This window comes from Achromobacter sp. GD03932 (assembly GCF_029839485.1).
Taxonomy (GTDB): domain Bacteria; phylum Pseudomonadota; class Gammaproteobacteria; order Burkholderiales; family Burkholderiaceae_B; genus Achromobacter; species Achromobacter bronchisepticus_A.
Genome location: NZ_JAOCAT010000036.1, coordinates 14579 through 32664 on the forward strand (window position 1 = coordinate 14579; position 18086 = coordinate 32664).

The following is an 18086-nucleotide window of genomic DNA, read 5'->3' on the forward strand; positions in this document are numbered from 1 at the left end:
CATGCGCCTGGAATCCGCACAGGCCGCTCCGGCCATCCGCCAGGCGCCGGCCCTGGCCGGCTCGCTGGCCGATCAGGTTTATCAGCGCCTGAAAGACGACTTGTTCGACTTCCGCCTGCTGCCGGGCGAGCGCTTCACCGAGGCCGAGGTGGCGGCGCGGCTGGGCGTCAGCCGCACGCCGGTGCGGTTGGGGCTGGCGCGGCTGGAGCGCGAAGGTTACGTGCTGCCGCGTCCGCGCAGCGGCTGGCAGGCGCGGCCCTTCGACTTCGAACGCTTCGAGGCGCTGTACGACGTGCGCGTGGTGCTGGAAGAGGCTGCCGTGGAACGGCTGTGCGCGCGCGAGCACATGGACCAGGCCGGCATCCTGGGCGCGCTGAAAGACGTGTGGCTGACGCCGCCGCGGCAGCGGATCCTGGACGGCCGGCTGGTGGCGCAGCTGGACGAGGCCTTTCATTGTTCGCTGGTGGCGGCGGCCGGGAACCCGGAGCTGGCGCAGATCCATCGCGACGTGACCGAGAAGATACGCATCGTGCGGCGGCTGGACTTCACCAAGGATTTCCGCGTGGACGCCACCTACGACGAACACGCGGCCATCCTGCGGGCCGTGCTGGCCCGCCGCGCCGACGAGGCGGCGCGCATGCTGCGTTCGCACATCGGCATGAGCCGCGCCGAGGTCCGCAAGATCACGCTGCACATGCTGCACCAGGCGCGCGAGCACGCTGGCGGGCAAGGCGTGGCGTCGCCGGACTAGCCCTGCAACTGCTGGTAGACCTCCTGCGACACGCGCAGCAGCTCGTCGCGGCTGACCGCGCCGGACAGCGCGTAGCCGAACTGTCCTTCGACCCAGTAGAACACCCGCACCGGGCCTTCCTGGGTGAACTGGAATGCCGTCTGCCCGCCCGCGGCTTCGCGGGTGACGTACAGCGTCAGGCGCTGGCCGTCGGCCGCGCCGTACATGAAGAGCGCGACAGGTCCCGCGCCGCCGGGCAGCAGGCGGCCGCCCACCAGCTCATAGCCGGCCTGCGACAGCGACGGCGGGCGCATGGTCGCGCCCATGCGCTTGGTCAGCCAGGTGACCAGGCCTTTTTCGTTGTCGGCGCCGACTTCCACGGGCCGGCCCATATCGGGCGCGTAGACCGCGTGGGCGATGGCGGCGCGCTGGGCATAGCCGCCCGCGATGCGCTCGGGCGCGGCAGTCGCAAGCGTCGCCTGCAGTTGGCGGGCGTCCATGGCGCCGCGGGTGATCCAGGCGGCGCTGGCGCTGACGGCGGCGATGGCCACGCCGGCGGCCAGGGCGCGCCAGGGCCAGGGGTTCGCGGGCCGCGCCAGGGGCAGGCGCAGCGGCAGAGGTTCGTCCAGCACCGGGTCCAGCATGGCGTGCAGCAGGCGCCGTTGCTCGCGCCATTCGTCGACGCGGGCCTGGTCTTGCGGATGCGCGGCCAGGAAGGCCTCGACCTCGGCATGGCGCGTGGGCGGCAACTGGCCGTCCGCATAGGCATGCAGGTCGGCTTCGGTAATCGGGGTGCCCGCGCCGGGCACCGCATGGAGGCGTTTCTCGTTCATGTCATTTCACGCGATGGAGCCTGCTGACGGTGTCGCGCGCCTGCATCTGCGCGCCCAGCTTCTCGCGCGCGCGCGACAGGCGCGACATGACCGTGCCCATCGGCACGTCCAGTATCCGGGCGGTTTCCTGATAGGACAGGTCTTCCACGCATATCAGCAACAGCACTTCCCGCTGTTCGGCGGGCAGGGCTTGCAGGCAGCGGTCCAGGTCGCGCACCTCCAGGTGGTCGGTCTGCGTGGCGCGCACCGGGGCGTCGGGCAGTTCGCCCGGGGCGGTCTGTTCGGGCCGCCGGCTGCTGGCGCGCACGCCGTCGATGAAATGGTTATGCATGATGCCGAACATCCAGGCGCGCAGCTCGCCGCGCCGCTGCCATCGCGAATAGCGGCTCCATGCGCGCTCCAGCGTGTCCTGGACCAGGTCGTCGGCCCGATGGGGGTCGCCCGTCAGCCCGCGGGCGTAACGCCGCAGGCTGGGGATGCAGGCCAGGATCAGGGCTTCGTCTTCGGCGCGCATGGATTGCTGCGTTGGATGGCGGACACCGGATCAGGGCTTGGCGGCGTGCCAGATTTCCTTGAAGTTGTCGCCCGTCTTGTCGCCCGCCTTGGCGTCCTTGGAGAACGTGTACAGCGGCTTGCCCTTGCTGGCCCACTGCTTGGTGCCGTCGTCGCGGGTGATGATGGTCAGGTCGCCCATGGGCTTGGCGTCGGCGCTGGCCATGACGGGCGGCCAGATCTTGGCGCACTGGTCATTGCAGGCGCTCTTGCCGCCGGCATCCTTGTCGAAGGTGTAAAGCGTCATGCCGGCGCTGTTGACCAGCACGCCGTCCTGGGTCTTGACGGCCTGGGCCTGGGCGCCGGCCGAAAACAGGGCGGCGGCGGAGATGGCCAGGGCTGCGGCGATGTGTTTGCGCATGGTGTGCCTCGTACGTAGATAGGGAAATTGGGAGACTGCCCCCTACAGACGCTGCCGGTCCCGGCTTTATTCCAGCCGGGCTGAAAGAAGTTGCAAAGGGTCAGCCGGCCGGCCGGACCGCGCCGGGCTCGTGACGCATTTCATATTCCAGGTCGGTCTCCTCCACGGGGATGAAGCCCAGCGCTTCGTAGAGACGCCGGGCAGGGTTGCCCTTGAGCACGCTCAGGGTGACGGGGACGCCTTCGGCGTCGGCTTCGTCCAGCACGCCTTCCAGCAGGCGGCGGCCCAGCCCGCGGCCCTGGAAGGCGGGGTCGATCTGGATCTGCACGATGCGCCAGCCGGCCGGGTCGCGGCCGTGCTTGAACAGACCGGCGGGCCGGCCGTCCAGCCAGACGATGCGGGCGTCCTCGAAGCGGTAACGGATGCGGGCCAGGTGGTGGTCGTCATCCAGCGGCGCGCCCGCGCGCTGCAGGTGTTCCTGCATGGTGGTCTTGCGCAGGGTAAGCAGGAAGGGCAGGTCGTCTTCGGTGGCGGGTTGCAACGCCAGGGAGCAGGTCTGGGTCATGGAAGCGGAGGAGGTAGGGGCGTCCGGCTGCCGCGCCGACGCGATTATCAGGTTATAGAGCGGTTGCGCGGCGGACGCCAGCCCGCTGGCGCCCGCCGCGTTGACCAGGCCCCTCGACCCGGTCCTTCAAGCTGGTCCTTCAAGCCAGCCCTTTGAACCGGCCCTTCAGGCCGCGCCGCCGTTGCGCGCGCACTCCCACCCCAGCTCGGCCAGCGGTTCCACCTTGGCGCCCATGCTCTGGGCGTCGTCGGCCGCGGCGTTGCCGCCCGAGGCGCGCGCGGCAACGCCCTGCAGGATGGCGGCCATGCGGAAGAAACTGTAGCCCAGGTAGAAGCCCCAGTCGGACACGCCCGCCAGCCCGCGCGCCTGGCAATACGCGGCCACGGCCTCGCTTTCGGTGGGGATGCCCAGCGCGCCGAGATCGGATCCGGCCACGCCGCGCCATAGCTGCGGCGATACGCGCCAGCACATGCAGTAATAGGCCAGGTCCGCCAGCGGGTGTCCCAGGGTGGAAAGCTCCCAGTCCAGCAGGGCCAGCGCGCGGGGCTCGGTGGGATGGAAGATCAGGTTGTCCAGCCGGAAATCGCCATGCACCAGGCGGGTCTCGTCGCTGGCGGGAATGTTGCGGGGCAACCAGTCGATCAGCGATTCCATGGCGGGCAGGTCGGCCGCCGGCCGGCTTTCGCGGTATTGCCGCGTCCAGCGCGAGATCTGGCGGGCGTAATAGTTACCGGGACGGCCATAGCTTTCGAGGCCCAGCGCCGCGTAGTCCAGCTCGTGCAGGGAGGCGAGCACGCGGCTGGTTTCCGCGTAGATGGCGCCGCGTTCGGCCCGGTCCAGCCCCGGCAGGCTCGGGTCGACGAAGCTGCGGCCCTGCACGTAGTCCATCAGGTAAAACGGCGTGCCGAGCAGGCTGCCGTCGGCGCAATAGTCCAGCATGCGCGGCACGGGCACCTCGCTGCGCGCCAGCGCCCGCATGACCTGGAACTCGCGGTCGATGGCGTGCGCCGAGGGCAGCAGCTTGCCTGCGGGCTGCTTGCGCAACACGTACTGGCCGCCGCCTGTGGTTACGACGTAGGTCGGATTCGACTGGCCGCCGGCCAGGCGGCGCAACGCCACTTCCTCCGCCCGCCCCGCATACCCCGCACGCACCAGGTAGGCGGCCAGCGCGTCCTGGCCGTCGAGGACGTCCGCTGCCGCGCCCGTCACGATTGCGCCCCGGCCGGGTCCTGCGCCTGCCAATGCCAGAAGTCGTCGCCTTCGTCCATCAGGAACCGCGCCAGCACCATCTTGTGCACTTCCGAGGCGCCGTCGACCAGCCGTGCCTGGCGCGCGTAGCGGTAGATCCAGGCCAGGGCCGTATCGCGCGAATAGCCGCGCGCGCCGGTCAGCTGGATGGCGGTGTCGACCGCCTTGTGCAGCGTTTCGGAGACGACGATCTTCGCCATCGAGACCTCCTTGCGCGCGTAGCTGCCCTGGTCCAAGGCGACCGCGGCGCGCATCGTCAGCAGGCGGCCGATCTCGATCGCCATGGCGCATTCGCCCAGCATCCATTGCACGCCTTCGCGTTCGGCCAGCGCGGTGCCGAAGCTCTGGCGGGTTGCGACGTAGTCGCGCGCGATCGCGAGGGAGCGGCGGGCCAGCCCCAGCCAGCGCATGCAATGCGTCAGTCGCGCGGGCCCCAGCCGGATCTGCGTGACCTTCAGGCCGTCGCCCACGCCGAGCAGGCGGTTCTCGTCGGGGATCTCCAGCCCGTCGAACACCAGTTCGCAATGGCCGCCGTGTTCCTCCGGACCCATGATGGGGATGCGCCGTTCGATGCGCCAGCCGGGCTGGTCCGCGTCGAAGAGAAAGGCCGTCAGGCCCTTGCGCGGATCGTCCGAGGTCTTGGCCATCAGGATGAAGTGTTGCGCCACGCCCGCGCCGGTGATGAACCACTTCTTGCCATGCACCCGCCACTTGCCGTCCTGCAGGGTGGCGGTGGTGCGCATCATGGACGGGTCGGAGCCGCTGCCCGGATGCGGTTCGGTCATGGCGAACGAGGAGCGCACCTTGCCGTCCACGATGGGCTGCAGCCAGCGCGCCTTCTGCGCCTCGGTGGCGACTTTTTCCAGCACCATCATGTTGCCGTCGTCGGGCGCTGCGCTATTGAACACCACCGGCCCGAAGATCGACACGTTCATTTCTTCATAGCAGGCCGCCATGCCGACGCGCGACAGACCCTGGCCGCCGCGTTCGCGCGGCATCTGCAGGGCCCACAGCCCAGCTTCGCGCGCGCGGCGGCGCAGCGGCTGCAAGACTTCCTCGCGGATGTTCTCGTGTTCGTCGTAGGAGGACGGGTCCGCCTCCACCGGCAGGATATGCGTCTCGACAAAGTCCTTGATGCGCCGGCGATAGCTTTCGATTTCTGGCGTGAGGCTGAAGTCCATGTTGCGTCCCGGAGTCAAAGCGTGGAAATGAGATGTCCGCCGTCCACCACCAGGATCGACCCGGTCATGAAGGAAGAGGCGTCGGAAGCCAGCAGCAGCAGGGGAGCCGACAGCTCCCGCGCGTGCCCGAGCCGGCGCTGCGGCACGCGCCGGATCAGCGCCTGCCCCGCGTCGCTGGCGAAGAATTCGCGGTTCAGGTCGGTTTCGATGTAGCCCGGCGCCAGCGCATTGACGCGGATGCCGTGGCGCGCCCATTCCAGCGCCAGGGCCTGCGTCAGCTGGATCAGGGCGGCCTTGGAGGCGGCGTAGGCGGGCACCTGCTGGGCCACCCGCAGCCCGAGGATGGAGGCGATGTTGATGATGCTGCCGCCGCCGTGCGCCTGCATGTGGCGCCCGGCTGCCTGCGCCACGCGCCAGGTGCCGTTGAGATTGACGTCGATCACGTCCATCCAATCGGCTTCGGTGTGTTCCAGCGCCGGCCGTGTGGCCGTGACGCCGGCGTTGTTGACCAGGATGTCGATGGCGCCGCCCAGGCGCTCGGATGCGGCATCGAACAGGCCCGCGATGCTGTCGGGCTGGGTCACGTCCAACGCGATGGCGCATGCCCGCCGGTCGGGGGCGGCCAGCTCCGCGGCCAGCTGCTCGCCGGCCTGCAGCCTGCGTCCAGCCAGGGCCACGTGCGCGCCCGCCGCGGACAGGGTGCGCGCGAACTCCGCGCCCAGGCCGCCGAAGGCGCCGGTCACCAGGGCCCGCTTGTTGCGTAGGTCCTCGAACATGCTTGTTCTCCTTCGGGCGATGCCGCCGCGCGGGTCAGGCAGGCTTGTACGCCGACGCTTCCACTTCGATCAGCCACTCGGGCCGGGCCAGGGCGCGCACCACGACCAGCGTCGCGGCGGGGCGGGCCTCGCCCAGATAGGCCAGCCTGACGGGGCCGAGCAGCGGCAGCTGGCTCTCGTCCGTGATGTAGGTCACGACCTTGACGAGATCGCCCGCATGCATTCCCGCGGCCTCCAGCATGGCCTGGATGTTGCGCCAGGCGGCATGGGCCTGGGCTTCGAAGCCCTGGGCGAGCGCGCCTTCGGACGATACTCCCACCTGGCCGGCAATGTGCAGCCAGCGTCCGGCGCCTTCGGTCAGCACGCCCTGGCTATAGGGGCCCAGCGGGGCGCAGACGCCCGCGGGATTGAGTGGTTGGCCTGCCATAAGGACTCCTCGTGAAAGATCAGGCCCGGCCCGCGCCGGGCAGCAGCAGATCGAGCGTCTTGTTGAACAGCGGATAGCTTCCGCCCGCGAAATCGGTCAGCAGATCGAAATGGTTGCGCTGCGGCACCACCAGGTTTTCGACCGCGTAGCCATGGCTGGCGCAATGCTGCGAGAAGTCCCGGCTTTGCCCGCGAAAGCCCTCGGTTTCCAGGGCGCCAGCCGCGAACACCATGGGCACTTCGTACAGCGCGGCGCGCTGGTACAGCCCAAGGCTGCGGGCTTCGGCCGCGCTCATGTGGAGATCGCGGTTGATGGAAGTGCGCAGCAGCGGCTCAAGATCGAACAGGCCGCTCAGGCCCACATAGCCGCGTATCCTGCCCGCCAGGGCGGGAACCAGGTCGCGGCACAGCGCGCGGGCGGCCATGTGCCCGCCCGCGGAGTGGCCGGACAGCACGATGCGGCTGGCGTCGTAGCCGTGGCGTTCGCCCTGCGCGGTCAGCCAGGAGACGGCGGTACAGGCTTCGTCGACGATCGCGGAGACGCTCGCGTGCGGCGCCAGGGTGTAGTTGGGCAGCGCCACCGCGACGCCGCGCGCCAGGTACTCGTCGGCGATGAATGAAAAGCCGTGCTTGTCCAGGGCGCGCCAATAGCCGCCGTGGATGAAGACCAGCAGCGGCGGCGCCGGCACGTCGGGAACGAACAGGTCCAGCACGCTCGAGGGCCGTTCGCCGAAGCGCAGGTCCAGGCGCGCCTCGCGCCGGCGGCGCGTGTCCGCGCTGCGGCGCGCATAGGTAAAGTAGATCTCCTCGCGTTCGGGATGCCGGGCGCGCAGGTTGTACTGCGCTTCCTGCTCCGGATCGATCGCCTGCTCCTGGGAAGAACATGTCATCGCTTCACCTGTCTCCTGTCAGGCGCCCAGATAGGCAGCCTGTACCCGTGTATCGTCGCGCAGCGCCTGGGCGCTGCCCGAATACGCCACCCGGCCTTCCTGCAGCACGTAGCCGTAGTCCGCGGCGCTCAAGGTCAGCCTGGCGTTCTGTTCGGCGATGAACAGCGTCAGCCCTTCCTGCTTGAGCCGCCGCAACGACAGGAAGATGTCCTTCACGACCAGGGGCGCCAGGCCCATGGAAGGTTCGTCCAGCATCAGCAGGCGCGGGCTGCTCATCAGGGCCCGGCCGATCGCGACCATCTGCTGCTCGCCGCCGGACAGCGTTCCCGCAGCCTGGCGGGCGCGTTCGGACAGCCGCGGGAACAGGTCCAGGACGAAGTCCAGATTGCGGCGGAATTCCGACTGACGGCGTTGCTTCAGCAGCTTGTAGCCGCCCATTTCCAGGTTTTCGCTGACCGACAGCGGCGCGAACACGCGCCGGCCTTCGGGCACCAGGACGATGCCGCGGTCGACGATGCGGTCCGCCGACAGCGTCTCTATCGCTTCGCCTTCGAAGCGCACACTGCCGCGCAGGGGGCGCAGCAGGCCGCTCAGGCTGCGCATGACGGTGGTCTTGCCGGCGCCGTTGGCGCCGAGCAGGCAGCCTATCTGTCCGGCGGGAATCTCCAGGCTGGTTTCCCGCAAGACGTCGCCGGCGCCATACGAGGCGCACAGGTTGGTGATTTCAAGCATCGGGCATGTCCTCCCCGAGATAGGCCTTCAGGACCAGGGGATCGACGCGCACCGCGTCGGCCTGGCCTTCGGCGATCTTGCGGCCGTAGTTCAGGACCAGGATGTCGTCGCACAGCTGCATGACGAAGCTCATGTTGTGCTCGACCAGCAGCACGGTCACCCCGCTGGCGTTCACTTCGCGTATGACCTGGGCCACCTGCGCCACTTCGGCATGCGGCACGCCCGCGACAGGTTCGTCCAGCAGCAGCAAGGTGGGATCGGCGGCCAGGGCGCGGGCGATTTCCAGGATCTTGGCCTGGCCGAAGCTCAGGTCCGCGGCCAGTACATCGGCGTGGCGGGCCAGATGCAGCTGTTCCAGCCGCTGCATCGCGATGTCGCGCATCTGCCGTTCGTCGCGGCGCTGGCGCGGCGTGCGCAGCATGCAGGCCCACAGGCCGGAGCCGAAGCGCGCATGGCAGCCCACCATGACGTTCTCCAGCACCGTCAAGTCCTTGAAGATCTGCAGGTTCTGGAAAGTGCGGGCGATGCCCAGCCTGACGCGCTGGTGCGGCGGCAGGCCCCGCACCGAGCGGCCGCGAAAGCGTACGTCGCCGCTCCCCGGCAGCAGCAGGCCCGCGACGATGTTGAACAAGGTGCTCTTGCCCGCGCCATTGGGGCCGATGAGGCCCTTGATCTGCCCTTGTTTCAGGTCGAAGGACAGGTCGGCAAGCGCGGCCAGTCCGCCGAAATTGATGCCCAGGTCCCGCACCGACAGGAAATCGTGATCAGCCATGGCGCACCTTTCCCTTCGTTGCCGCAACAGGGGAAGCCGGCAGGCTTGCGGAGCGCCGGCACAGCCGCTGCGCCAGCCCCGCCAGCCCGCCCGGGAAGAACATCAGGACCAGGATCATGCCCAGCCCGAACAGCAGCAGCTCCACGTCGTGGAAGGCGCGCAGCAGTTCCGGCACCGCGGTGTAGACCAGCGCGCCGAACAGCGGTCCCCAGTACTTGCCCCAGCCTCCGACCGCGACCATGACCAGCAGCAGCACCGACGCGGAGAAACTGAAGGTTTCCGGCGACGCGAACTGGTTGAAGTGGACATAAAACGTGCCCGCCAGGGCCGCGACCGCGGCGCAGAGCACGAATACCGCCACCTTGAGCGCATAGGTGTTGATGCCCAGGCTGGCCGCGCCGACCTCGCTGCCGGCCACGCTGATCATGGCGCGGCCGATGCGCGAGCGGGTCAGGTTGAGGAAGCCCCACATCAGCAAGAGGCCCGCGGCCCAGGCCAGATAGAAGAAGCGCCGGTCGGTATCGAAGGCATAGCCCGCGATGGTGATGGGCTCAACCCCCGACAGGCCGTTGGGGCCGCCCGTGAAGTCCACCAGTTCGACGAACAGCACGGACAGGATAGCGTTGAATCCCAGCGTTGCCATTGCCAGGTAGTGCCCCCGCAGCCGCAGCACGGGCAGGGCGATCAACAGCGCCGCCGTGCTTGCGATCGCCAGCGCGGCCGGGATGGAGGCGAGCGCGGGAAGGCCGTACTTGGCCGACAAGGCGCCGCTGACATAGGCGCCCAGGCCGAAGAAGCCGGCCTGGCACATGGAGATTTGTCCGCAGTAGCCCATCAACAGGTTGAGGCTGGCGATCAGCATCAGGTTGATGCTGAACGTCACCGCCAGGCCCACGGCATAGCTGTTCGGCGCCACCAGCGGAAACAGCAGGAACAGGCCCCACAGCGCCAGCAGGATGCGCAGATCGTGGCGCGCGCCGTCCCCGGGCGGATGGATTTCGGATTTCATCGTCACCCCCTTCAGACCTTGTTGATTTCGGCTTTGCCCAGCAAGCCCTGGGGACGGTAGAACAGCACCAGAAGCAGCACGATGAAAGACAGCGCGTCCTTGTACTGCGAGGAAATCAGGCCGCCGCCCAGCGCTTCGATCACGCCCAGCAGCACGCCGCCCAGCAAGGCGCCTTGCAGGCTGCCCAGGCCGCCCAGCATCGCCGCGCTGAAACCCTTGAAGCCGAGCATGGTGCCGTGGTCATAGGACGTGAAGGTCAGCGGCGCGATAATCACGCCCGCGATGCCGCCGGCCAACGCCGCCAGCACGAAGGCCACCGTCACCGAGCGCCGCACGTTGATGCCGACCAGGGCGGCTGCATCGCGGTCGATGGCCGTGGCGCGCAGGGTCTTCCCCAGCAGCGTGCGCTCGAAGAAGAAGTGCGTGCCCAGCATGAAGAGCAGCGCCACCCCCATCACCCAGAAACTCTGCGGCGGAATCTGCGCGCCGGCCAGCGGCACCGGAGCGTCGCCGGAAAATGCGGGATAGCCCATGGGGGTCTTGCCCAGCCCCAACATCACCAGGCTTTTGGTACAGATGGCCAGGCCGATGCTGAGCAGCGTCACCAGCAGGGGCGCGGGTTTCTTCAGCGGATGGATCACCAGGCGTTCGGACAGGCCGCCCGCCAAGGCCACCAGGGCCACGGCTGCCAGACAGGACAGCCAGAGCGGCAGCTCGGCGACCGCGTAACAGGCCGCCGCCACCATGCCGCCCATCATGACCCATTCGCCCTGGGCGAAGTTGATGGCGTCGGTGCTCTTGAAGATGACGTTGAATCCCACCGCCACGATGGCGTAGATGCTGCCGGTGGTGATTCCGGCGACCAGCAGTTGGATGATTTGCGCGGACATGTCCATGGCAAGGCCCCGGCGCCGGCTCAGTTGGGACGGCGCTTGGAAAGCGCGATGCCCGGCAGTTCGACGCCGAACTCGGCCAGGCGCCGCGTCACCGTCTCCAGATACGACCACAGGACCTCGTACTCCCGGTCGGCGGACGCGGCGCCCAGGCCGGCCTCGGCCGTCAGCGCGTTGGCTTGGCTTTCGGGGCCGTCGGGTTCCGCCAGCCAGGGGCAGTGATAGCCACGCAGTTCGATATCGTTCAGATAGCCCGACACGGCCTGGGCCACGGCGGCGCGGTCAGCGTCTGACCAGGCTGCCGCGCGTTCGGCCACATAGAGCCAGCCGAAGGTGGCATGGCGCTCCTTCGCCTGGACGCACTGTTCCAGGATGCGGCGCGCAACCGGTTCCCGGGCGTTCTCCAGGTAGGCCCGGAACAGTTCCAGTTCCAAGCCGTCTTCCACCGCGGCGTGCGTGGCGAAGAAGGCGTCGGCATTGCAGGCGGCATCCAGCACCTGGCGATGCCGGCACTGGTTGAAGATGGCTTCCTGCTGCGGACTGGGCGGGCGGTTCAGGTAGCCGCCCAGTAGCGTGGCGTAGCGGTGGAAGCACTCGATCTGCCAGGCTTCCTCGGTGTTGCGCACGGTGAGGAAGTACTTGGGGTCGGACTCGCGGCCGCTCTCCAGGCACAGGCGCACCAGGAGTGCCGGCGTTTCGCTCAGGCCCGCGTATTCCACCCAGGCGCGGCGGCTCCAGGTCAGGCGGGCCGCGTCGCGAACCCGCGCATCGAGCGCGCCGAGGTCCAGGCTGGCCCAGGGAATATCGGTCTCCGGCGCCCAGCGCTGCTGCTTGCCGGTTTCGTACAGTTCGCGGATCGAGGTAATGGACTGCTTGAGCGTCAGCGGGAAGCGGCGCTCAACGGGAATTCTGGTCGTAGCTGCGTTCATGACGGGTCCTCGGATTCAGAATTCGCCGATCTTCGGGTGGTGCAGCAGGGGCAGGTGCACGCCCCAGGGCTCCATCTGGCGGCGCACGCGCTGCACCGTTTCAACGAACAGGGGTTTTTCCAGTTCTTCGACCGTGGAGCCGAGGCCGGCTTCCCAGGTGAGCCGGTCCACTTCCATCTCGGCGCGGGAGGCCGGGTTGTCGGGCGCCAGCCAGGCGCTGTGATAGCCGTTGAGCTCGACCTTTTCCATCATGTTGATCACCGCGTTTTCCACCACCTTGATTTCGGCGGCGGACATTTGCGGAATGCGGTGGTCGAGAAAGCGCCAGCCGAACGCGCAGTGCCGCACCTCGTCGCGCATGATGCGGGCGCAGATCTGCTTGGCGACGGGGTCGCGGGTGATCTCGACCAGGTGGCGGAAGACGTCGAACGCGATTTCCTCGGCGGCGCAGACCAGCGCGGCAAGGATCGCCTCGACCGACACTTCGGGGTCCAGCGCCATCTTGCGCACGCCATGAGTGGCGACGGACCCTTGGTATGCGGCTTGGGCAGGCTGCTCCATGTAGCCGCCCAGCGCTTCGGCCATGCGGTAGCAGGCTTCGGCGTGGCGGCTTTCCTCTTGCGAGCGGATGGTGAAGAACAGCCGCAGGTCGGGTTCGCACTTGTCGTGGCAAAAGCGGATCTGCAGGGCCGGGCTTTCCGAGATGGCGCCGTATTCGCTCCAGGCGCGGCGGCTCCAGTACTGGCGGGCCGCGTAGCGTTGCTCGGGCGTGTACTGCGTAGCGTCGAACAGATGCCAGTCGATGTCGGTGCGCGGGTCCCACTGCTTGACCGTTGCCAGGTGGTAGAGGTCGCGGATCTTGGGGATCCGGGTGTCCAGATCCAGCGGAAAGATGCTCTCTGGATCGTCGAGGATCGTACGCGGCTCGGCGCTTGCTACGTTCATGACTGCACTCCCTGGTTTGCAGCGCCCGCGGCGCGCGTGAGTGGAGGTTGCGGAGATGGAACTGCTTTACTTGTAGTCGGCCAGCCGGAACTGCCCGTCCCGGTAGCCGAGCATGACGATGTCGTCCTTATCCAGGCCCGAGTGGCGCTGGGGCGAGAAATTGAAGACCCCGCCCACGCCCTGGTAGCCGGTGATGGCGGTCAGCTGTTCGCGGGTCTTTTCCTTGTCGCCGCCGCTCTTGTCCAGGGCGGCGCGCGCCAGCATGATGGCGTCGTAGGTCTGGGCCACGAACTGGTTGGGCTTGCGCTTGTAGCGGGCCTCGAAGCGCTTGCTGAGATCCATGATGCGCGTCTTGATCGGATCGGCGTCGGGCAGGTCCTGGCCCACCGGGAACTTGACGCTGACCAGCAGCAGGTCCTTGACCGAGTCGCCGGCCAGCTTCATGTAGCGCTGGTCGACGAAGCCGTAGCTGTGCACCAGCGTGAGCTTGTCCAGGCCCAGCTGCTGCGCCTGCTTGATGAACACCACGCCAGCCGGGGTGACGGTCCAGCAGATGATGGCCTGCACCGATGCATTCTTGATGCGCGTGAGCTGCGGGGTCAGGTCGGTGTCGGCGGGGTTGAAGGATTCATACGTGATGTCGATGCCGCGCTTGGCGGCAAGCCGCTTCATCTGTTCGACGGCGCTCTGGCCGAAGCCGCTGTTGTCGGCCAGCAGGGCGGCGCGCTTGATGCCCTTTTTGTCGAAGTAGTCCAGCACCCGGTCGATGACCTGGTCGTCGTCCACGGTGCTCTTGAACACATACTTGCGTTCCGCCACCGGCATCACGATCTGCATCGAGCCTTCGGTGGAGATGAAGGGCGTGGCGGCCTTGTCCACCATCGGCACCATGGCCATGGCGATGCCGCTCATGTTGCCGCCGCCGACGATGATGTCCACCTTGTCCTGGGACAGCAGCCGCTTGGTGGCGTTGATGGCCTTGGCGGTCTGGCTTTCGGCGTCGTAGAACACCCATTCGACCTTCTTGCCGCCGATGCCGCCGGCGGCGTTGATATCGTCGATGGCCATTTCCATGCCGGCCTTCATGTCTTCGCCCAAAAAGGCGGCGGGACCGGTCACGGACAGGATGGATCCTATCCGCACCGTATCCTGCGCGCTGGCGGCGTGCATGCCCAGCATCAGCGCGGCGGCCGGCAGCGCAATGGCCGCGCGGCGCGAGAACTCCAGAAACGTCTTAATGCAAGTCATGGTGCTACTCCTGTGCCTGATGCGGGATTAGAGGGGTGCAGCAACTTCCACGAACAGCGAAAACGTCGGCGGTCTAGTTCTCCGTCGCGCCGGGTGGATTGCGGAACTCGAGCGAGTCCGACACCTGGTCCGTCTTGCCTGCGCCGTTCAGCAGCGGCACGCGCACCGAGTACCGGACCTGGTCCGCGCGGTAATGCGACAGGCCGGACATGACCGGCCGGTCCTGTTTATCGAAATACACCAGGTGCCGCGTCAGGACCGGATCGCCGGGCAAGAGACTGAGGTAATCGGCATGTTCGGCCTGCACCGCGCCGCCCTCGATCTTGAGGTTGCCGTAGGCCAGCTCGACCTGACGGCCGATCAGCTCCAGCAGGGAGCCGGCTTCGGCCTGGCGGGCGTCGATGTGCGGGATGCGGTCGGTGCGCACATAGCGGTAGTCGATCGAGATCGGCACCTGCTGGACCGTGCGCAGGCGCAGGATGCTCCAGACCGGCGTGCCGGGCGCCACGTCCAGTTCGCGCGCCACGGCGGCCGAGGCAGGTTCCTGCGCGCAATGCAGCACCCGCAGGCTGAGGGGGCGGCCATGGGCGGACCATTGGTCGATGAAATCCATGGCCGGGCTGAACTGCTCGTCGATCTTGGGGGCGCAGACAAAGGTGCCGGAGCCGCGCACCCGCCGCAGATAGCCTTCGTCCACCAGTTCCTGGATCGCCTGGCGCACCGTCATGCGGCTGACGTTGAATTGTTCGCTCAGTTCGTGATCGGTGTGGAAGCGGTCGCTTTCCTGCTGCCAGTTCAGGATCATCATCAGCACGCGCCGCTTGATCTGCACATAGAGCGGCAGAGGGGAGTCGCGGTCCAGCGCCACGGGGCTGCTGGAGACGGGGGACTCGCTGCGGACGTTCGTAAGAGTGGACATGACAGCTGGTTTCCGGAATATGTATATAGGATTTGTATATTTGTCTAGTTAACTAGACTTTATGATATATTGATTTCGAAAGTCAAGTACGGATTAGCGATATGAATATTTCTACGCTCGACCTTGCGCTGGCGCTTGCGCCGCATAGCCTGGATGCCGTTCTGTCCTTTGATCAGCCCGCCTCGCTGGACCGGGCGGACGTGCTCATATGGAATCCCGCCGGCCTGTACCCCGTGCTGGAGGCGGCCTGCGAACGCGCCGATCCGCCGGTGCTGGGCGTGGGCGCGTCGGAATGGCTGCTGGCCACCAGCCGCCACTGGCGCGAGCAATTCAAGCGCCTGCTGGCCGCGGGCGGCACGCTGGCGGTGCTGGTGCCCGCGCCGCGCACGGTGGGCGTGCACACCTTGCAGGACATCCTTTCCTACGACTGGTCCGATCCGCTCTGGCCGCGGACGGTGCGCAGCCAGCCGATAGATGGCGATGCGCTGCCGCGGCAGGCGGGCGAGCCTTTCCGCACGCTCTTCACCGAAGCCGCGCGCTGTTTCCAGCCCTGCGCGACACTGGCCGAGGCGCCGGGCGCAAGCATCCTCGAGGATGGCCAGGGCATGACGCTGGCGAGCTATGCCAGCGAACCGCCTGGCCGCCTGCTGCTGCTCCCGGCGCTGGCCCCGGATCTGGCGCAGGACGAGGCCGGCTCGGCGCTGTTCCTGCAGGAGTTGCGCCGCTGCATCGAACGCCTGGGCCAGCGCAGCGGCGTGCGTCTGGCGGGGTGGCTGGACCTGCAGCGCGGCCCGGCAGACGAGCAATTGCACGCCCGCCGCGCGCAATGCCTGCGCGAGCGCCATGCGCTCGACCTGGAATTGCAGGAACTGGACCGCGCCATGGCCGAACGGGACTTCTTCAAGCAGCTGCTTGCCGGCGAAGGCCTGGGAGCGGGGCTGGCGGCAGCGGAAGTCTTCCGCCGCAAGAGCGCGCCAGTGCATGCGGACTGGGTAGAGAAAGACCTGCACATCGTCGAACTCGACCAGCGCAACCTGCTGCTCAAAGTGCGCCTGGCGGACGAGCCGCTGGACGCCGCGGCGCTGCGCCGGCTGGAAGAAGCCCGCGTGCGGGTGGCGGATTACTTTTCCCGGCCCACGTCCATCCTGGTCGCGGACTGCGCCGACAACGCCTTGCCGCCGTCCGCGCGCGCGCCGCGCCGGCATGCCGTGCTGGAGGGCCTGGACGATGCCTATGTGCTGAACGGGCTGCACCTGTATGGCTGGCATCTGGAAACTTCCGGCGACAGTCCCGACCGCCTGCTGCAGCGCTTGATGCAGGCGGACGCGGACCTGAGCGATTCCCTGCTGCGCGCGACGCTGCGCGGCCTGACCCCGCTAGCCGACGCCTGAAGGGCGCGGTGAGCGTTTCGCTTCTGTGAGACTCCGATGCCCGCCGACACCCACGACCATCATGCGCAGGATATCGAACGCAACAGCGCCAACCATCTGGCGCTTTCGCCGCTGACCTTCATCGAGCGCGCGGCGAAGGTCTATCCGGAACGCACCGCCATCGTCCACGGCGCGCTGCGCCAGAGCTGGCGCGAAACCTATGCGCGCTGCCGCCGCCTGGCCAGCGGGCTGGCGCGCCTGGGCGTGCGGCCCGGCGATACGGTGGCCGTGATGGCGCCCAACATCCCGGCGCTGTACGAGGCCCATTTCGGCGTCGCCATGGCGGGCGCGGTGCTCAACGCCCTGAACACCCGGCTGGACGCGGAGACGCTGTCCTTCATCCTGGAGCATGGCGCGGCGGCGGTGCTGCTGACGGACCGCGAGTACGCGCCCGTCATGGCGCAGGCGCTGGCCAAGACCCGCAGGCGGATCCGCGTGGTGGATATCGACGATCCCGAATACGGCGGGCCGGGCGAGCCGATCGGCGAAATGAACTACGAAGCGCTGCTGGAGATGGGCGACGCGGCGGCCGAATTTGCGTGGCCGGAGGACGAATGGCAATCGCTGTGCCTGAACTACACCTCCGGCACCACTGGCAGCCCCAAGGGCGTGCTGTACCACCATCGCGGCGCCTATCTGAATGCGATGGGCAACGCCTTGGCCTGCGATATGCGCCAGCATGCCGTGTACCTCTGGACCCTGCCGATGTTCCACTGCAACGGCTGGAGCTTTCCCTGGACCATCGCGCTGCTGGCGGGAACCAATGTCTGCCTGCGGCGGGTCGAGGCCGGCGCCATCTTCGACGCCATCCAGGCGCATGGGGTCGATTATTTCTGCGCGGCGCCGGTGGTGCTGGGCATGCTCATCAACAGCCCGCCCGAAATCAAGCGGCGCGCGATCCGGCCGGTGCAGGTGCTCACCGGCGGCTCTCCGCCTCCGGCCGCCGTCATCGCGGCGATGGACGAACTGGGCATAGACGTCACGCACCTGTACGGCCTCACGGAGAGCTACGGTCCGTCGATCAGTTGCGCCTGGCATGAAGCCTGGAGCGACCTGCCGCTGGATGAACAGGCGGCGCTCAAGGCCCGCATCGGCGTGCGCAAGCACACGATGGAACAGGTCCGCGTGCTGGATCCCGCCACGATGGAACCGGTGCCGCCGGACGGCGTTACCGTGGGCGAGATCATGATGCGCGGCAATACGCTCATGAAGGGCTATCTGAAGAATCCGCAGGCCACGGCCGAGGCCTTCGAGGGCGGCTGGTTTCACACCGGCGATCTGGGCGTGGTGCACCCCGACGGCTACATGCAGATCAAGGACCGCGCCAAGGACATCGTGATATCAGGCGGCGAGAACATATCGACCGTCGAGGTCGAGGATGCGTTGTACGCGCATCCCGCCGTACTGGAAGCCGCCGTGGTGGCGCGGCCGGATGCCAAGTGGGGCGAGACGCCTTGCGCCTTCGTCACGCTGAAGGAGGGCGGCGCCGCGACGGCGGAGGAGCTGGCCAGTTTCTGCCGGGGCCGCCTGGCCGGCTTCAAGGTGCCGCGCACTTTCGTGTTCGGCCCGTTGCCCAAGACCGCCACGGGCAAGATCCAGAAGTATCTGCTGCGCGAACAGGCGCGACAGCTGTGAATTCGTCGCCGC

Annotated in this window: 20 protein-coding genes; 3 read left to right on the forward strand and 17 right to left on the reverse strand. The window is 67.9% G+C overall.

The genetic code is table 11. The features are described from left to right. The first annotated feature begins 1 nt into the window (after position 1). Entirely contained in the window at positions 2 to 751 is a 750-nt protein-coding gene (locus N5C88_RS26695) for a GntR family transcriptional regulator (protein WP_251881016.1), read from the forward strand. Here the strand turns inward: N5C88_RS26695 and N5C88_RS26700 are convergent. From N5C88_RS26700 to N5C88_RS26780, 17 genes are all read right to left on the reverse strand, one after another. Further along, positions 748 to 1563 carry an anti-sigma factor gene (locus tag N5C88_RS26700; protein WP_059377819.1) on the reverse strand — a complete coding sequence of 272 codons (816 nt, stop codon included), beginning with the start codon at positions 1561 to 1563 and terminating at the stop codon, positions 748 to 750. The two genes, N5C88_RS26695 and N5C88_RS26700, sit on opposite strands and share 4 nt — an antisense overlap. 1 nt (position 1564) lies before the next feature. Beyond that, positions 1565 to 2077, reverse strand: a complete 513-nt coding sequence (locus N5C88_RS26705) for an RNA polymerase sigma factor (RefSeq protein ID WP_118933792.1) — start codon at positions 2075 to 2077, stop codon at positions 1565 to 1567. A 30-nt stretch (positions 2078 to 2107) separates the two neighbouring features. Beyond that, complete coding sequence (locus tag N5C88_RS26710; RefSeq protein ID WP_059377825.1) at positions 2108 to 2476, reverse strand: hypothetical protein; 369 nt, start codon at positions 2474 to 2476, stop codon at positions 2108 to 2110. Between the two features lie 100 nt (positions 2477 to 2576). After that, entirely contained in the window at positions 2577 to 3041 is a 465-nt protein-coding gene (locus N5C88_RS26715) for a GNAT family N-acetyltransferase (protein ID WP_054451612.1), read from the reverse strand. Positions 3042 to 3206: 165 nt separating this feature from the next. Then, on the reverse strand, positions 3207 to 4250 hold the full coding sequence (locus N5C88_RS26720; protein WP_280016572.1) for a phosphotransferase: 1044 nt from the start codon (positions 4248 to 4250) through the stop codon (positions 3207 to 3209). Then, positions 4247 to 5470 (reverse strand): acyl-CoA dehydrogenase family protein, encoded by a 1224-nt coding sequence (locus N5C88_RS26725; RefSeq protein ID WP_118933790.1) that lies wholly within the window; start codon positions 5468 to 5470, stop codon positions 4247 to 4249. Before N5C88_RS26725 ends, N5C88_RS26720 begins: the two co-directional genes overlap by 4 nt. Before the next feature lie 14 nt (positions 5471 to 5484). Beyond that, a complete protein-coding gene (locus tag N5C88_RS26730; protein ID WP_280016573.1) occupies positions 5485 to 6246 on the reverse strand; it encodes an SDR family NAD(P)-dependent oxidoreductase in 762 nt (253 codons plus the stop codon). A gap of 34 nt (positions 6247 to 6280) precedes the next feature. Further along, the gene (locus N5C88_RS26735; protein WP_088142360.1) at positions 6281 to 6673 is read right to left on the reverse strand and encodes a RidA family protein; all 393 of its coding nucleotides are present in this window, start codon (positions 6671 to 6673) and stop codon (positions 6281 to 6283) included. A 19-nt stretch (positions 6674 to 6692) separates the two neighbouring features. Then, positions 6693 to 7562 carry an alpha/beta hydrolase gene (locus tag N5C88_RS26740; RefSeq protein WP_059377845.1) on the reverse strand — a complete coding sequence of 290 codons (870 nt, stop codon included), beginning with the start codon at positions 7560 to 7562 and terminating at the stop codon, positions 6693 to 6695. 18 nt (positions 7563 to 7580) lie between these two features. Next, positions 7581 to 8294, reverse strand: coding sequence for an ABC transporter ATP-binding protein (locus N5C88_RS26745; RefSeq protein WP_059377847.1), 714 nt, complete (start codon positions 8292 to 8294; stop codon positions 7581 to 7583). Further along, positions 8287 to 9066 (reverse strand): ABC transporter ATP-binding protein, encoded by a 780-nt coding sequence (locus N5C88_RS26750; protein WP_059377849.1) that lies wholly within the window; start codon positions 9064 to 9066, stop codon positions 8287 to 8289. Before N5C88_RS26750 ends, N5C88_RS26745 begins: the two co-directional genes overlap by 8 nt. Next, positions 9059 to 10075, reverse strand: coding sequence for a branched-chain amino acid ABC transporter permease (locus tag N5C88_RS26755; protein ID WP_059377856.1), 1017 nt, complete (start codon positions 10073 to 10075; stop codon positions 9059 to 9061). Before N5C88_RS26755 ends, N5C88_RS26750 begins: the two co-directional genes overlap by 8 nt. Before the next feature lie 11 nt (positions 10076 to 10086). Continuing rightward, positions 10087 to 10965, reverse strand: a complete 879-nt coding sequence (locus N5C88_RS26760; protein WP_251881025.1) for a branched-chain amino acid ABC transporter permease — start codon at positions 10963 to 10965, stop codon at positions 10087 to 10089. Between the two features lie 26 nt (positions 10966 to 10991). Next, positions 10992 to 11897, reverse strand: a complete 906-nt coding sequence (locus tag N5C88_RS26765) for a hypothetical protein (RefSeq protein ID WP_280016574.1) — start codon at positions 11895 to 11897, stop codon at positions 10992 to 10994. Between the two features lie 15 nt (positions 11898 to 11912). Further along, positions 11913 to 12842: a ferritin-like domain-containing protein gene (locus N5C88_RS26770; RefSeq protein WP_059377863.1), complete on the reverse strand. Its 930-nt coding sequence runs from the start codon at positions 12840 to 12842 to the stop codon at positions 11913 to 11915. A 66-nt stretch (positions 12843 to 12908) separates the two neighbouring features. After that, positions 12909 to 14090, reverse strand: coding sequence for an ABC transporter substrate-binding protein (locus N5C88_RS26775; RefSeq protein ID WP_059377866.1), 1182 nt, complete (start codon positions 14088 to 14090; stop codon positions 12909 to 12911). A 73-nt stretch (positions 14091 to 14163) separates the two neighbouring features. Further along, positions 14164 to 15009 carry a GntR family transcriptional regulator gene (locus N5C88_RS26780; RefSeq protein ID WP_059377868.1) on the reverse strand — a complete coding sequence of 282 codons (846 nt, stop codon included), beginning with the start codon at positions 15007 to 15009 and terminating at the stop codon, positions 14164 to 14166. A 101-nt stretch (positions 15010 to 15110) separates the two neighbouring features. Here N5C88_RS26780 and N5C88_RS26785 point away from each other — a divergent pair, with 101 nt between their 5' ends. Both N5C88_RS26785 and N5C88_RS26790 read left to right on the forward strand, forming a co-directional pair. Further along, positions 15111 to 16400: a hypothetical protein gene (locus N5C88_RS26785; protein ID WP_280016575.1), complete on the forward strand. Its 1290-nt coding sequence runs from the start codon at positions 15111 to 15113 to the stop codon at positions 16398 to 16400. Between the two features lie 36 nt (positions 16401 to 16436). Continuing rightward, positions 16437 to 18074, forward strand: a complete 1638-nt coding sequence (locus N5C88_RS26790) for an acyl-CoA synthetase (protein WP_280016576.1) — start codon at positions 16437 to 16439, stop codon at positions 18072 to 18074. Positions 18075 to 18086 lie beyond the last annotated feature (12 nt).

What these genes read in the sequence shown, in the direction of transcription:
- N5C88_RS26695 (WP_251881016.1), top strand. Translation starts at nt 2, where the DNA reads ATGCGCCTGGAATCCGCACAGGCCGCTCCGGCCATCCGCCAGGCGCCG.
- N5C88_RS26700 (WP_059377819.1), bottom strand. Translation starts at nt 1,563, where the DNA reads ATGAACGAGAAACGCCTCCATGCGGTGCCCGGCGCGGGCACCCCGATT.
- N5C88_RS26705 (WP_118933792.1), bottom strand. Translation starts at nt 2,077, where the DNA reads ATGCGCGCCGAAGACGAAGCCCTGATCCTGGCCTGCATCCCCAGCCTG.
- N5C88_RS26710 (WP_059377825.1), bottom strand. Translation starts at nt 2,476, where the DNA reads ATGCGCAAACACATCGCCGCAGCCCTGGCCATCTCCGCCGCCGCCCTG.
- N5C88_RS26715 (WP_054451612.1), bottom strand. Translation starts at nt 3,041, where the DNA reads ATGACCCAGACCTGCTCCCTGGCGTTGCAACCCGCCACCGAAGACGAC.
- N5C88_RS26725 (WP_118933790.1), bottom strand. Translation starts at nt 5,470, where the DNA reads ATGGACTTCAGCCTCACGCCAGAAATCGAAAGCTATCGCCGGCGCATC.
- N5C88_RS26730 (WP_280016573.1), bottom strand. Translation starts at nt 6,246, where the DNA reads ATGTTCGAGGACCTACGCAACAAGCGGGCCCTGGTGACCGGCGCCTTC.
- N5C88_RS26735 (WP_088142360.1), bottom strand. Translation starts at nt 6,673, where the DNA reads ATGGCAGGCCAACCACTCAATCCCGCGGGCGTCTGCGCCCCGCTGGGC.
- N5C88_RS26740 (WP_059377845.1), bottom strand. Translation starts at nt 7,562, where the DNA reads ATGACATGTTCTTCCCAGGAGCAGGCGATCGATCCGGAGCAGGAAGCG.
- N5C88_RS26745 (WP_059377847.1), bottom strand. Translation starts at nt 8,294, where the DNA reads ATGCTTGAAATCACCAACCTGTGCGCCTCGTATGGCGCCGGCGACGTC.
- N5C88_RS26750 (WP_059377849.1), bottom strand. Translation starts at nt 9,066, where the DNA reads ATGGCTGATCACGATTTCCTGTCGGTGCGGGACCTGGGCATCAATTTC.
- N5C88_RS26755 (WP_059377856.1), bottom strand. Translation starts at nt 10,075, where the DNA reads ATGAAATCCGAAATCCATCCGCCCGGGGACGGCGCGCGCCACGATCTG.
- N5C88_RS26760 (WP_251881025.1), bottom strand. Translation starts at nt 10,965, where the DNA reads ATGTCCGCGCAAATCATCCAACTGCTGGTCGCCGGAATCACCACCGGC.
- N5C88_RS26765 (WP_280016574.1), bottom strand. Translation starts at nt 11,897, where the DNA reads ATGAACGCAGCTACGACCAGAATTCCCGTTGAGCGCCGCTTCCCGCTG.
- N5C88_RS26770 (WP_059377863.1), bottom strand. Translation starts at nt 12,842, where the DNA reads ATGAACGTAGCAAGCGCCGAGCCGCGTACGATCCTCGACGATCCAGAG.
- N5C88_RS26775 (WP_059377866.1), bottom strand. Translation starts at nt 14,090, where the DNA reads ATGACTTGCATTAAGACGTTTCTGGAGTTCTCGCGCCGCGCGGCCATT.
- N5C88_RS26780 (WP_059377868.1), bottom strand. Translation starts at nt 15,009, where the DNA reads ATGTCCACTCTTACGAACGTCCGCAGCGAGTCCCCCGTCTCCAGCAGC.
- N5C88_RS26785 (WP_280016575.1), top strand. Translation starts at nt 15,111, where the DNA reads ATGAATATTTCTACGCTCGACCTTGCGCTGGCGCTTGCGCCGCATAGC.
- N5C88_RS26790 (WP_280016576.1), top strand. Translation starts at nt 16,437, where the DNA reads ATGCCCGCCGACACCCACGACCATCATGCGCAGGATATCGAACGCAAC.